This window comes from Burkholderia sp. 22088 (assembly GCF_052045915.1).
GTDB classification, from domain to species: domain Bacteria; phylum Pseudomonadota; class Gammaproteobacteria; order Burkholderiales; family Burkholderiaceae; genus Burkholderia; species Burkholderia cepacia.
Map to the genome: position 1 here is coordinate 84123 of NZ_JBQEPY010000021.1, position 13689 is coordinate 97811.

Consider the following 13689-nt stretch of genomic DNA (forward strand, 5'->3'; position numbering starts at 1 on the left):
GGAGAGAACGACATGAAGAAACTGCTTTCGACACTCGCGCTGATCGGGGCGACCGCGTGTGCGCTGCTGGTGGCGCCGGCGGTGCGGGCGGAAGGTAATTTTCCGCTCGACCGGGCGCCCGATAACACGGAAAATCTCGTTTCGCTTCAGCACGGCGCGCAATTGTTTGTAAACTATTGCCTGAACTGCCACAGCGCGAACCTGATGCGCTACAACCGTCTGACGGATCTGGGCATATCCCAGAAGGAGATCGAAAAGAATCTCCTGTTCACGACCGACAAGGTCGGCAACACGATGTCCGTCGCGATGCGGCCTGACGACGCGAAGAACTGGCTCGGCACCTCGCCGCCCGACCTGTCGGTCGAGGAGCGCGCGCGCGGCCGCGACTGGCTGTATACGTATCTGCGCAGCTTCTACCGCGACGATACGCGGCCGACCGGCTGGAACAACGCGGTGTTCGAGAACGTCGGCATGCCCCATGTACTGTGGCAGCTGCAGGGGCAGCGCACTGCCAAATTCGAAGACAAGACGGACGAGGAGACGGGCGAGAAGGTCCATACGCTCGTCGGCTTCCAGCAGGTCACGCCGGGGACACTGTCCGCGGTGGATTATGATGCTGCGGTTGCCGACCTGGTGGCGTACATGACCTGGATGTCCGAGCCGGCTCAGCAGACCCGCAAACGCCTCGGCGTATGGGTGCTGATCTTTCTCGGTGTCCTGACTTTCCTGGCCTGGCGGCTCAATGCCGCGTACTGGAAAGATATCAAGTAATCACGCCTGACCGGCGTGGGGCCGGCGCAAGGTGGAACCCCGGAAGGAGGTTCGCCGCGTGCCGGCCCTCGGCTTTTTTGAGGAAACGCAAACATGATGGTTCTGTATTCCGGCACAACTTGCCCGTTCTCCCAGCGTTGCCGGCTGGTGCTGTTCGAGAAGGGCATGGACTTCGAAATCCGTGACGTCGACCTGTTCAACAAGCCGGAAGACATTTCGGTGATGAACCCGTACGGTCAGGTGCCGATCCTGGTCGAACGCGACCTGATCCTGTACGAATCGAACATCATCAACGAGTACATCGACGAGCGCTTCCCGCACCCGCAACTGATGCCGGCCGACCCCGTGCAGCGCGCACGTGCACGCCTGTTCCTGCTCAACTTCGAGAAGGAACTGTTCGTCCACGTCAGCACGCTCGAGAACGAGAAGGGCAAGGCAGCGGAGAAGAATCACGAGAAGGCACGCCTCGCGATTCGCGATCGCCTGACGCAGCTCGCGCCGATCTTCGTGAAGAACAAGTACATGCTCGGCGAGGAATTCTCGATGCTCGACGTCGCGATCGCGCCGCTGCTGTGGCGTCTGGATCACTACGGCATCGAGCTGTCGAAGAACGCCGCGCCGCTGATGAAGTACGCCGAGCGGATCTTCAGCCGTCCGGCCTATATCGAAGCACTGACGCCGTCCGAAAAGGTCATGCGTCGTTGATGATGCAATGAAGGCAAGACGGGGAGGGCGGCGCGGCGTGCCGCGCGCCCGCTCCGGGTTCGAGGATTGTGATGCAAGAGATTTCAACGAAGCCTTATCTGCTGCGCGCGCTGTACGAGTGGTGCACCGATAACGGTTACACACCGCATATCGCGGTGAGGGTCGACAACTCGACGCGCGTGCCGCGTCAGTTCGTGCGTGACGGCGAGATCGTGCTCAACATCAGCTTCGAGGCGACGAGCCAGTTGCAGATGGGCAACGAGTGGATCGAGTTCACGGCCCGGTTCTCCGGGAAGGCGCACAAGATCGAGATTCCGGTTGCCAACGTGCTCGCGATCTATGCGCGCGAGAACGGGCAGGGGATGGCGTTCCAGGTCGATGCGGTTGCGGGCGAAGGCGAGGATTCGGGCGCGTTCGACGAAGAAGCCGCGCAGGCGGATGACGCGCAGCGCGACGAGTCGCCTGCTGCGTTGACGCCGGTTGCCGACCGCGGCGCGAACGAGGAACCCTCCGAAGGCGCCGACGAACCGCCGAAAACCGACGGCGATGGCGACGGTTCGAAAGGTGGCAACAGACCTCGCCTCAAGATCGTGAAATGAGGTAGAATCTCGCGCTACGCCGGCTTAGCTCATCTGGTAGAGCAGTTGATTTGTAATCATCAGGTGGCGGGTTCGAGTCCTGCAGCCGGCACCAATAGAATCAAGGGGTTACGTGAATTTCACGTAACCCCTTGTGCTTTCTGGGCGCTGAAAAGTACATTTTCGGTACAACCAGCTCTCAGAACAGGTACATGGCAACCATCGTCAAGACGCCTTCCGGCACGTGGAAGGCAGTCATCCGCAAGATCGGCTGGCCGACCACGGCCAAGACCTTCCGCACCAAACGTGACGCCGAGGATTGGGGGCGCCGGACCGAAGATGAGATGGTTCGGGGTGTCTATCTGTCGCGTGCTCCCTCCGAAAAACTCACGGTGTCAGTCGCGCTGAAGCGGTATATGGAAGAGGTGTCGGTTACCAAGAAGGCGACCACGCAGCGCAGCGAGAGCTTTTCTGCGAAGCACCTGGAGGCGTTCTTCGGGAAGTATTCGATGGCGGCCGTTAGTGCCGAGCTCGTTGCCAAGTATCGCGACGAACGCCTCGCGGCCGGCAAGTCAAACAACACGGTTCGCCTCGAGCTTGCGATGCTCGGGCATCTCTTCCGGATGGCGATTCAGGAGTGGGGAATTGGCCTGACTTTCAATCCCGTCGCCAACGTTCGCAAGCCGAGTCCCGGTGCCGGCCGGGACCGGCGATTGAGTCGTGATGAACACCAACGTCTCTTCGCGGCCGCCGACGCCCATTGCAATCCGATGCTCGGCTGGATCGTGCGACTTGCCGTCGAAACCGGCATGCGATCGTCCGAGATCACGGGCTTGTGTCGCTCGCAAGTAGATTTGGATCGGCGAGTCGTGACCCTCAGGGATACAAAGAACGGTTCCAGTCGTGTGGTGCCGCTGACGCGTGAGGCAGCCGAAGTCCTCCGCGCAGCCCTGGACAATCCGATACGGCCCATTGACACCGATCTCGTGTTCTTCGGCGAGCCAGGGCGAGACGGAAAGCGTAAGCCGTATGTGTTCCAGAAGCTCTGGGCCGGCATCGTTCGCGACCTCGGGATGGTCGATCTGCATTTCCACGATCTGCGACATGAGGCAGTCAGTCGGCTTGTTGAGGCGGGGTTGAGTGATCAGGAGGTGGCCTCGATCAGCGGCCATAAGTCGATGCAAATGCTCAAGCGTTACACGCACCTACGAGCTGAAGATTTGGTGCAGAAGCTCGACACTCTTCGACGCGCCTGATTCAGCCGCCGGCGTGGTTTGGACGGCCATCGCGTGGAGAGCCGCGATCGATGTTATCGAGAGCGTGTACACGCTCTCTTTCTAAATTCCGATTATATGCACACGTTCCTTTGTTCCTATTCGGCGAGCGATGTTGTGGCGCTGTAGTATCAAGGCGCTATAACTTTGTTGATTTATAAAGTTATAACTTTGCGATTTTGTATTTACAAAAAGATACAAATTAATTGGCGATAAATCTCGGCGCCGTGATTTTTATAAATCATTGATTGTTATGTATTTATTTTGTATCGATTTGAAGTTATAACTTTATAAAGTTATGGTGTGTTTGGTGTTGATGTTGGTTGGAGCTTGTTGTTTGTTTTGATTAACCGTAATCTTCCGTTGCGCATAAGAGCAAGGAGTTATTCAGGTGACTTCAACGGAAGAAAACATCATCGAGCGTTACGGAGCATTGCTGACTCTTCCTCAGGTGGCGGAGTTATTGCATCGCAGCCCTGAGGGACTTCGGGTGACTCTCACGCGAGATAACGATGTGTCTCGCAAGTTGCTACCAGCACGGATCAAGATCGGTCGGCGTGTCTTGTTCAAAACGGCTGCAGTTGCGCACTTGTTCGCGGAATAAGTATGCACGGGCACGTTGATACTACCTTCATCACCGTCCAGCGAGAGTTATACACGTCAGGTCTCGCTCGGGAGCTTGGGTCGGATGCGATAAACGTGTGGCTGGCAATCAAATGGCATGCCGATTTCAATACCGGAGTGGGGTATCCGAGTATTCGTCGCCTTATGGATCTAACGAAGCTGGCATCTGCCACTGTTCAAAAAGCCTTGATGCGGCTCGAAGCGGCTCATTTGCTGAAGAAAGTAGGAAAGAAGGGACGGGTGCAATGCTACCTAGCGCGTGAGCGCTTGGATGTGACGTCGGAACAGGGAAAGTGCTGTTCGATCGTCATCGACTACGTACCTAGGAGCCTGTCGAAATGGATCGCACGGATCAAAGCCGCATTGGAAACCGGCGAGCACGATCCGGACGCATTCGCTCGTGTCGAAGTCGTTCCCGGCGCGGGACTTACGTGGGACTCGAAGACCGGAGAGTTACATGCGGCCATCCCTGTTGCCGTTACTCCTCAGGCAGCCGGGCCACCATCTGACAAGCCGCTTTCGCCGCTAGCCGCACGCGTAGCGGAGATAGGAGCGAATGCAATGCGAGGCCCGGACAACGCAGCAAGCGGCCCGCCAAGGTGCACCAACACCAAGACGGGCCTGACCACAACCCACCTTCCACGAGGTGAATCATGGCTAGAACTGAGTGTACCTGCAACTCACAGCAACACGAAGCGGCTAACGTCGCTCGTCTGAGAGGCTTGCTGCACAACATCTCCAGGACACAGGAAGCATTCCAGCTTCTCATCAACTTGAGCAGTTTCGTCGATCCGAGCGATCAAGAGGCGTATTTCACGATGCTTGATCTGCTGTCCCATTCGCTGAAAGACGGCGTGAAGACCTGCATGGTTAATCTGCGCTAGAAGCAGGTCAGGGAAAAAATCTCGAGCCAGAGAAGATTTAAGTAGAACTACTAACGTTACGACGTGAAGTTATGAAGTTATGACGTCACAACGCTACAACATCACGACGTTAAAACGTTACACGGAGGATGTGAATATGAAGAAATGCCTCTACGTCCTGGTTGCCTGTGTTTTGGCCGCCTGTGGGCAGGAATATCACACCAAGGCTTGGTATATCGAGCATGACGCGGAGCGAGCCAGCAGATTCAAGGTATGCGAGAACGATCCTGCCCAATACCTGCGGCAAGGCTCAGACTGCCTGAACGCAAAAGAAGCAAACGCGATGGTTGCTTTCTACGGCAAGGAAGCGGCGCTTAAAGCGGCCCGCGAGAAATAAGGAGCGAACCATGGCCTTCGATGCGGTAACACAGATATTCGACTACATGGATGCTGTGACGCTCCAGATCGTCGCCGAAAACGTTAGCCGGATGATTGCATGGGTCACGCCGCTCGCGGCGCTTGGCCTGACCATTATGCTCGTCATAGATGGCGTGGCGACAATGCTGCGGCCGAGCGGCGTACCGCTCACGCACCTCGTGGAGAAGTTCCTCAAGTATTACGCGATTGTGGGGATCGCCGGCGCCGGAGGCCTGTATGAAACAACGCTGGCCAGTACAGCCATCCACTTGCCCGATGAACTGGCGTCCAAGCTGCTGATACACGGGAGCCTGGGTGCGAGTAACAGCGCCATAGCAAGCCTGATCGATGGCGCGATCGACCACAGTCTGACCGTCATGCGGACGGTTTTCGCGAATTCGAGCCTACTGACGAGCACCGGGATTGGGGCTTTCATTCTCGGCATTGTGCTCGTGCTTTCCACTCTACTGATCTGCGGCGTGGGCGCTGTCTCGATTCTGATTGCGAAGTTCCTGCTCGCGCTTTCAGTTTGCTTCGGCCCATTCTTCATCTTCATGTTGCTGGCCCCGCCGCTCGCCAATCTCTTCGGGAACTGGCTCGGTTCGGTCTTGAACTACGTCATCCTCATAGCGATAACGGCGATGAGCTTCGGTGTTTTCATGCACTTCTACGACAGCGCCATCTCGGCCGCGGCCAAGCCGAACCCGGACGCGGCCATCATTGGCCCGATCATCACGGCCGGTCTTGTCACCGTTATGGCACTTGGTTTGTTGAAGGTCTTGCCCGACCTCGCGGCGCGATGGACGAGTGGTGTCAAGACAAATTTCGATCGTTTCCTGCCGCAGCCGAGCTCGTTTTCCGCAGCTTCCGGCGGAGGCGGAGGGAGCCCGTCCGGGGGTAACAACGGCGGCAGCGCAGGGGCGGGCAGCGGCTCGAATTCCGGAGCCGGGAGCGCCGGTGGCAACTCGTCGAGTGGTAGCGGATACAGCTACGCTAGAGGATCGCAAGGCAGTGCGGGCACGGGTAGCGGCTCGAATTCCGGGACCGGCAGTGCCGGGGGCAACTCGTCTAGCGGAGGCGGATACAGCTACGCTCAAGGATCGCAAGGCTCACAAAACAGGGGGGCGTAACGATGATCGAGGTATCGAATGACGCACTTCGAACGGTTGTGATTGCAGGCATGGCTGTTGTGGCCGCGACGGTAATTTTTAGATTCGTGGTCCCCTTCATCGGGAGCAGATTGCGCGGAGAAACCATCGCCGACCACGTCACTCGGGTCGAAAGCGAGCAACGGGAGAAGCGGCTGTTCCAGTCCAATTTGAACACGTCGCCGCGAGAAGCCTTATCGATAAGGCTGGTGAATATTGCGATCGCTCTCACGGTGATGTGGCTGCTGTCGCGCTTCCCAACTAGCGATCTCGTCGTGTACTTCGTCCTGTACGTCGCCGTTGGAATGGGCTTTTGCAGGTGGGCGAAGGTGATTCCGGACGAGAAATTCTACTGCCTGAACTGGAATAGCCGGCTCCAGCTGCGCCTCTTCTACGTCTGGCTGTGGCCGATAAACGTCGTCCGATCGCTAATGCGTTGACTGCACAACGCCGCTTCCGGGCGGCGATTAGTCTCTGATCGCGCGGTAGCGCAAGCTGTCTTCGACGCCTGTTACTCTTCGCTCTGTCGTTCGTTCACGTACCGAAAGGACGTCTCTGGCGACGAAAAAATCCTATCCGAGATATGCGAAGCCTCGCCAGCTTCACGCGTCACTCCCTCCATTTTCGATCGATTTCTCGGTTGCCCCCGACCGCCTTTTAGCTCGTCTTTCACGATCTGGCAGCACCACCGTGAACCAGAAAGCGAACGCGAGACCCGCGATCAGGATGCCACAGGAAATCAGGTTGGAAACCGTTCCGGCGTTCATTTTTCACCTTCGTCAGGCCGCTTGTTCTGGCATCTGCGCGGCGATCCATTCGGCTACTGGTATCCCGTCGCTTGCGACACGGGGAATGGGTTTTAGCGCCGCAGGAATGCTCAGAAGCTGCACATCGTGCCCAGTTCTGCCCCACTCTGCACGTAGAAAATCCGCAAGTTTATCGACCTGGGCCTTGATGGAATCGAAGCGCGGAGCCTTGTACATCAGCCGCGTAACTCGGGCTACTGCATCATCCGCGTGTCGGGCGCGAACCGCAACGCGGATCTGATAACGCCACTGCCGTTTGGTTTCATCCGTCATGCGCCACGTCAAGCGAACGCCGCCGCCGACAGCCTTCGCGTGCGCCATCTTCAGCAATTCGTAACCGGAGACATGGATGCGCTCCCCGGGTTTCAGCGCATCTTTCAGGTCCTCGCGCGTTTTTCGCGAGCCTTTCTCTCTTTCTCGAGCTGGGTGGGTCCCATCCGTAACCAGCAGCCACCAGTGCAGGCTATTTGGATCGCCTAGATCAGCGAGTATCAGCCGCGCATTCCCGAGGCCTTTGGCACGTCGATAGGCAAGCTGGTTGCGATTCAGCGCAACCAGATAACGTTCGGAGAATTTTTCGCAGAGAGCGTGTACACGCTCTGTCTTGACGGTGCCGGATGTATAGCTGTGATAGCCCTGAATGACCGCATCCATGAGGCGCTGCATGAGCGCCGCACGGTCCTTGATTACGACCATGCTCATGTCTTCTCCGGCAATTGATTCAGCAGCAAGTCAAAGCCTTACTGGATAAGGCTTTGCGGGAATTTTTGGTATTCCAGGTTCATGGCTAATTATAAGAGATTCCGCGCGAGACGAAAGTCGCCGGATGGCACTACAATGATCCCGCCGACCGCCACCACCGAACGCAACGCAGTAGGGTAGCGTCAGAAACGGCGTCCGGCCGAGATGCGCTAAACACCGGTTGCCCAACCATTACAATATGCGTCATCGAGGAGGGAGCCGCAGCGGCGACTGAAAGAAAAACGGGGGAAGAGCTAGAGATGGCCACAAAAGAAACACTGAGCGTCACGCAGCTAGACTTGGATATCGCGAACCCGCGGACGAACGCCGAGGATAACCAGACCGATGCCTTGCGCAGCCTACTCGCCGTCGAGCGAGACGGCGAGAAAGTATATGAACTAGCGCGAGACATTTGCGAAGCGGGGATGCTCGATCCGGGTGACCGGCTGTACGTGGTTCCGACAGATTCCAGGGATCGTTTCGTTGTTCTCGACGGAAATCGGCGCCTTGCAGCGCTTCGACTCCTCTCGCAGCCAGGTCTGATCGAACGGGAGGCCGTAGGACTCTCCCATTCGTTGCGGGGCCGTTTCAAGCGCCTGCAAAGTGAGTTTCCGAATCGCTGGCCGACTGAGGTGGACGTCGTCATTTTCGACAGCCGCGAGCAAGCGAATCGCTTCATCCGCTTGCGCCATACCGGCGAAAACCTTGGCGCAGGGAGAAGCGCGTGGTCAGCGTTGCAGATTGCCCGGTTCGACAATACTGGTCTCTGGCAATGTCTGGAGAGTCTGCACACCGCACGCGAGCTCAGCCTCGCAGTTATGAACGAACTGGATCGTAGTGCGTTCAATATCACGAGCTTTGAGCGCGTCGTGACGTCGGAGGAGTTTCAGCGGCGGTTTGGGTGTCGTATAGGGAAGAGTACGTTCAATGCGGGAGAAAACGCGTCACGCGCTATGAAGGCGCTTGCGCGCGTAGCCAACGATGTCGCAACTGGACGCGTGACTTCTCGTGGCGATTTCGCGGAAGCGAAAACGATGCTGCCGTACATCGATGAGGTTGAAGCCGCGGTTGATGCTCAATCGACGCCGGCCACGCCCAATTCGCAGAGCCAGCCGACGGCACCGAACGGCAATGTGACCGCTCTACCGAATAAGCCGCAGCCACCGAAACCAAGCGCTGCCGCCACAAACTCGCAAGCGGTCACGCCTTCAACACCTCCGCCCAGTTCAAATCCGGCGGTCGTCAGCGCGCTCCCCGTGATCCGAAAGAAGCGTGCTTCAAAGTTCCTGTTGGCTAAGCATGAGCTTGGCAACGTGACGAATCCCAAGTGCCGTGAAATCGTTGTGGAGTTGAAACAAAAGGTGTCGGTTCAAGACGCACCGTGTGCGTGTGCGCTGTTGCTGCGATGCCTGCAAGAGCTGACGGCGGAAATTTATGTTCGGGACGTCATTGGTAGAAAGCCAACAGACCGATCGGCCAATATCGACGCGGCCGCCAAGCATCTTTTGGGAAACCAGCACGCCACTGACACGTCCGACAAGATCGACATCGCAAAGAACTTCGACCAGTTCCGCGACGCTTACGAGGAGCTGAGTTCCACTGCGCACAGTAAAGTTACCGATCTTAGCCCCGACCATCTTCGATCGACGTGGAATAATCTCGGCGGCGGCATGGATCTGCTTTGGAAGCGGATCCACGCAGCCGAAATCGCGCGTTCGCAGGAAGCGAAGACAAACTAACGAAACACGCTGTACCCACCAATGGCAAACTGTACCCCCCTTCGCTATCCCGGCGGCAAGGCTCGATTGCGCCCTTACCTCGAGCGGTTGATCGCCCAGAACCGGCTGTACGATGCCCACTACGTTGAGCCATTTTGCGGCGGTGCTGGTCTGGCCCTTGAGTTGTTGATGAGCTACACCGTGAGCACGATACACATCAACGACCTCGACAGGGCTGTGTACGCCTTCTGGTACAGCGTGACCAAACGTACCGACGCGTTGTGCGCCAAGATCAGCGATACGCCTTGTACGATGGACACGTGGCATGAACAACGCGCCGTCTGGGTGAATCGCGCGAAGGCGAACCTGTTTGATTTGGGCTTCGCCACGTTCTTCCTGAACCGCACCAATCGGTCAGGGATACTTGACGCGGGGGTAATTGGTGGTAAAAACCAGACGGGTCAATGGAAGCTTGATGCCCGATACAACCGTGATGAGTTGGTCGCGCGGATCCGCGCTATCGGGCAGTTTCGGTCTCGAATTCATATCTACAACAAGGAAGCGGTAGATTTCTTACAGGACCTTCAACCAGACCTTCCGCGCAAATCTTTGGTCTACCTCGATCCTCCATACGTAGAAAAAGGGCCGGGTCTCTATCTGAACCATCACAGCGAAGAAGATCACCGCCAGCTGGCCCAATGGGTAACGCGGAAACTGCGCCGGCCGTGGATGGTTTCCTACGACGCTCACCCGTTGATCCGAGAATGTTACGACGGTCATACCCAAGCCGAAATGAACTTCCATTACAGTGCCCACGGAAACGCACGGCGTGGCACTGAGCTCGTGTACTTCTCCGATGGGCTTGTTCCGCCGGATATGACGAGCCGGAATTCGCGACATCACCAGCCGTGGGAGGCATACGAGACCGCATAATGCGCAATGCTAGTGCGGAGTTCAGTTCTTGAAGGCTTCGACGCCCAGAATTTTGAATGCAGTCGGGTCCACCCGCGCCCGCCCGTGGACGGCTGCGCTGCCCACACCGCGGGGGCGTGGACAGTCCCGGCCTCGCCGGCCGGGATACCGCACCCGCCCACCGGCTCCCCACGAGCGAGCCCTTCGGGGCTGACGCGCCGCTGCGCGGCTTGCCCAAATGAGATAAAAAGCCCTTAATTCAGCGCTGCGGTGCGCGCTCGCCGAAAATTGGCGCTGTGAGCCGCTGAAGGTGCAGAGGTAACTGCCCCCTTCAGGTGATGCGCAGGAGCCGCACCGTGGGCCGGATTTCAAATCGCCGCCCCATCCAACCTAGGGCCCTCTTTCTGTGGACAAACTTGGCCCAGTGGACCCTGAGCTTTTCAGCCGGTGGCCCTCACAGGGGCCGGGTTGAGCGGTCGGGGCGGCCGTAGGGCGGCCCGAGCGCGATTTATCCCGGTCTTAGCCGGTGGCGGGGCTTGCCCCGTCAGCGGCTTAGACCAAGGCTCTGCGGGCCTGGAGAAACGAGTGGGGTGCCGGGGTCGTCAAAGTGCATACCGCAGCGGATTCCGGTTTTCGGGACATTTGTGGGACAAAAATCGGACCTCGAAAGACAACCGCTGTCGGTTGAAAGACAGAAAATTCCCGATTTTTGTCTTTGCGCTGACTGGCAGTGAGCCGAAGTGGATCGCGAACGGTGCCCCATGAGTTCATCGCTGATTCCTTTTAGCTCAGGCGGGTTGCTCGCCGGTTTCGGCACATTGCGAGCGGGGCCCGTTCGAGGAGGTATCAACAGCCTCGGCGATATTGTTCTCATTCGTTAACATCGTTCCGTGTCAGCCGGTGATACAGAACTAGCACGTATCACGTACTGATACGGAACGAGAGCGTATCACCACCTGATACACTGCTTATTCTTTCAGCAGTTTCGCGCAAGGTTCGATTGCGCGCGCCGGAGGAACCCCGTCAGCCTTTACCGGAAGAACAAATGTCAGAACAGACGACCGATATTCAACCAACAAATTATTGCTCTGACGCGATTGATGATCTCCGCGAGGCGGTAAAGGGTATGCGTAACGCACGTGTCATGCCAAAGACCGCACATCGCGCTATGGTAGTCGTGGAGATGTTGCAGCACGCTGTTAAATTTATGCTGCCGAATTGCGCTCAATTGGTGAATGAACTCTCCCTCAGGGAGTCGCACCTGGAGCTACTTCGTCTTCCCTATCCTCTGGTCGCTTTCGAGGCTCCATGGATCAAAGATGGGGAGGGGGAGGCGGAGCTAAACGGCTTCGAGCAAAGCAAGTCGACTCGTCGTATCGCCTTATGCTGGGAGTTGGATGAAAAGTTTCAGCCGTTTCCGGACATCCGATTCGAGCTATTCGCCGGCGTAGAGGCAGTCAGGCAGGCCTTCCCCGAAGGCGGGGTTTTCGTGCTCCCGGTCTTCTACGTCGATAAATTGCGTCTGTGGCAATTTGGAGCGGGCGGCACGTTTATTCCTCGCGAATTCCGCGTAGATGAGAGTTTTCAGCCGCTGCCGGCAACACAAATCGCTGAGGATGCGCTTCGTGCGGTAGGGCGTAAGCATGAGAAGGGCTACAGGTTCCGTGCGGAACCTTTTGTCGTGATGCCGGAGATGTTCCAGGAATTGATTATCCGTGCCGACGGCGATGTAGATAGGGCACTTGCTACAGTCCAGCTCGACGCCTCGGACGAAGTAACGATGGCGGTTCAAGCCTGTAGCGTGTTGAACTGTGCCAATGTCGAAACGATTGATGTTTCCCCTTCTCGGGCAGCCAATGCCAAACGGGCAGCGAAGGGCAAGCCGCCATTTTTTACCTATAAAGTGCTACAGGTCTCAGCGGAGAGATCGCCGAAAGCCGCGTCGTCAGGGGGGACTCACGGATCTCCACGGATGCACCTTCGCCGTGGCCACCTTCGTCGCCTTGAGGGGCGCGTCGTATGGGTACGCGCAGCGATGGTCAATGCAGGCTCGTCGGCCGGGGTTGTCGCTAAAGACTATACGATCAGGTGAGCCATGTCTTGCTCGGTAGGACCGGTCGTGTAGCGGTTGGCTGGGCTCGAAGTGCTCGGTTACGGGGAGCCGATGGGCTGCTGGGGTACCGCCGTTAGGTAGTCGATTTCGGTACAATGTCGGTACGCGGACAGGTTTTTTCGGCTTTCGTTCGATTACGCTAAGTTGCTGAATCCAAAGTACTTTGTGATGTGATGTGTTACGGTCACTTTCCATTAAATATCAGTAACTTATTGATTTAATTGAAAATTTGTAATCATCAGGTGGCGGGTTCGAGTCCTGCAGCCGGCACCAAATTGAACGAAGGGCCGGGAGGTTTTCCTCCCGGCCCTTCGTCGTTTCAGCGCTCACTTTACTGGCCCATGGGTTGTCGCTTGTTCGGTGCAGCGACAGTTAGCCCGGCCAATCGCTTCGGCATTGCCCGATCTGTCCGGCAAATCTCCATAGCAAGAACATACCGTTCGTCGCGGTGATGTCGAAGGTCAACTCCGAGGAGCGCGCCAGGATGATGTGCGCGTTGTGCGCGGAAGTCATGCGGGTCGATCAGTTGGCGGACTCCGTTCCCGCACAGCTGTCGCAAGGCGATCTCGAACTCATCGACCGCGAAGCTCAGCGTATCGAAGCCGAGCGCGGTGCGTTTCGCTCCGATCAGTTTCATCGCGACGGCAACTGACTCGTGCACTACAGGACGACCGGGGCGGAAATCCGGGAGGCGACCGATGGCCGTATCGACGGGTTCGTCGATTTTGTCTGTTCGGACGGTAGCTTTGTCGGTGTCGGTGTCGGCAAGGCGCTCAAGGAACGGAATTTTGCAGTTCGCTGTTATGCCGTCGAGCCGGTTGGGGCGGCGCCGATCGCGGGGTAACCCGTCACGCGACCCGAGCATCCGATCCAGGGTAGCGCCTATTCGATCAGCGATCTTCCGTTTCTGAACGACATGCGCGCAGACGGTTTTCTGCCGGTTGCAGGGGGGGCGAACCGCTGCGGATCGCACGCGAGCTTGAGTAGAAGGAAGGGATCTTCGGCGGATTTTCGTCAGG

At 57.5% G+C, this 13689-nt stretch carries 15 protein-coding genes and 1 tRNA gene; 15 read left to right on the forward strand and 1 reads right to left on the reverse strand.

The features are described 5' to 3' along the window. Positions 1-12 precede the first annotated feature (12 nt). From ACTJLD_RS33410 to ACTJLD_RS33455, 10 genes are all read left to right on the forward strand, one after another. Positions 13-771, forward strand: coding sequence for a cytochrome c1 (locus tag ACTJLD_RS33410; protein WP_440660811.1), 759 nt, complete (start codon positions 13-15; stop codon positions 769-771). Between the two features lie 93 nt (positions 772-864). Then, on the forward strand, positions 865-1476 hold the full coding sequence (locus tag ACTJLD_RS33415) for a glutathione S-transferase N-terminal domain-containing protein (protein WP_006400565.1): 612 nt from the start codon (positions 865-867) through the stop codon (positions 1474-1476). Between the two features lie 71 nt (positions 1477-1547). Beyond that, positions 1548-2075, forward strand: coding sequence for a ClpXP protease specificity-enhancing factor (locus ACTJLD_RS33420; protein ID WP_027788532.1), 528 nt, complete (start codon positions 1548-1550; stop codon positions 2073-2075). Between the two features lie 18 nt (positions 2076-2093). Further along, positions 2094-2169 (forward strand) — tRNA-Thr (locus tag ACTJLD_RS33425). Between the two features lie 97 nt (positions 2170-2266). Beyond that, positions 2267-3310 carry a tyrosine-type recombinase/integrase gene (locus tag ACTJLD_RS33430; protein ID WP_440660813.1) on the forward strand — a complete coding sequence of 348 codons (1044 nt, stop codon included), beginning with the start codon at positions 2267-2269 and terminating at the stop codon, positions 3308-3310. Positions 3311-3934: 624 nt separating this feature from the next. Beyond that, positions 3935-4669 (forward strand): helix-turn-helix domain-containing protein, encoded by a 735-nt coding sequence (locus ACTJLD_RS33435; RefSeq protein WP_080401592.1) that lies wholly within the window; start codon positions 3935-3937, stop codon positions 4667-4669. Further along, positions 4606-4836: a hypothetical protein gene (locus ACTJLD_RS33440; RefSeq protein ID WP_041489594.1), complete on the forward strand. Its 231-nt coding sequence runs from the start codon at positions 4606-4608 to the stop codon at positions 4834-4836. Before ACTJLD_RS33435 ends, ACTJLD_RS33440 begins: the two co-directional genes overlap by 64 nt. A 79-nt stretch (positions 4837-4915) precedes the next feature. Then, the gene (locus ACTJLD_RS33445; protein ID WP_232429263.1) at positions 4916-5212 is read left to right on the forward strand and encodes an EexN family lipoprotein; all 297 of its coding nucleotides are present in this window, start codon (positions 4916-4918) and stop codon (positions 5210-5212) included. Positions 5213-5222: 10 nt separating this feature from the next. Then, positions 5223-6362 carry a type IV secretion system protein gene (locus ACTJLD_RS33450; protein ID WP_059636791.1) on the forward strand — a complete coding sequence of 380 codons (1140 nt, stop codon included), beginning with the start codon at positions 5223-5225 and terminating at the stop codon, positions 6360-6362. A 2-nt stretch (positions 6363-6364) separates the two neighbouring features. Continuing rightward, positions 6365-6820: a hypothetical protein gene (locus tag ACTJLD_RS33455; protein WP_124885216.1), complete on the forward strand. Its 456-nt coding sequence runs from the start codon at positions 6365-6367 to the stop codon at positions 6818-6820. Positions 6821-7159: 339 nt separating this feature from the next. On the opposite strand, the gene ACTJLD_RS33460 is transcribed toward ACTJLD_RS33455, so the two are convergent. Beyond that, on the reverse strand, positions 7160-7888 hold the full coding sequence (locus ACTJLD_RS33460; protein WP_440660816.1) for a hypothetical protein: 729 nt from the start codon (positions 7886-7888) through the stop codon (positions 7160-7162). A gap of 299 nt (positions 7889-8187) precedes the next feature. Between ACTJLD_RS33460 and ACTJLD_RS33465 the strand changes: the two genes are divergently transcribed. The 5 genes from ACTJLD_RS33465 to ACTJLD_RS33485 all read left to right on the forward strand — a co-directional run bounded on the left by ACTJLD_RS33465 (position 8188) and on the right by ACTJLD_RS33485 (position 13514). Further along, on the forward strand, positions 8188-9666 hold the full coding sequence (locus tag ACTJLD_RS33465) for a hypothetical protein (protein WP_440660818.1): 1479 nt from the start codon (positions 8188-8190) through the stop codon (positions 9664-9666). A gap of 21 nt (positions 9667-9687) precedes the next feature. Next, a complete protein-coding gene (locus tag ACTJLD_RS33470; protein ID WP_059636803.1) occupies positions 9688-10578 on the forward strand; it encodes a DNA adenine methylase in 891 nt (296 codons plus the stop codon). A gap of 1024 nt (positions 10579-11602) precedes the next feature. After that, a complete protein-coding gene (locus ACTJLD_RS33475; RefSeq protein WP_157379556.1) occupies positions 11603-12649 on the forward strand; it encodes a hypothetical protein in 1047 nt (348 codons plus the stop codon). A gap of 472 nt (positions 12650-13121) precedes the next feature. Continuing rightward, on the forward strand, positions 13122-13322 hold the full coding sequence (locus ACTJLD_RS33480) for a hypothetical protein (protein WP_440660821.1): 201 nt from the start codon (positions 13122-13124) through the stop codon (positions 13320-13322). A gap of 3 nt (positions 13323-13325) precedes the next feature. Beyond that, positions 13326-13514 (forward strand): pyridoxal-phosphate dependent enzyme, encoded by a 189-nt coding sequence (locus ACTJLD_RS33485; RefSeq protein ID WP_060173904.1) that lies wholly within the window; start codon positions 13326-13328, stop codon positions 13512-13514. The last annotated feature ends 175 nt before the right edge of the window (positions 13515-13689 follow it).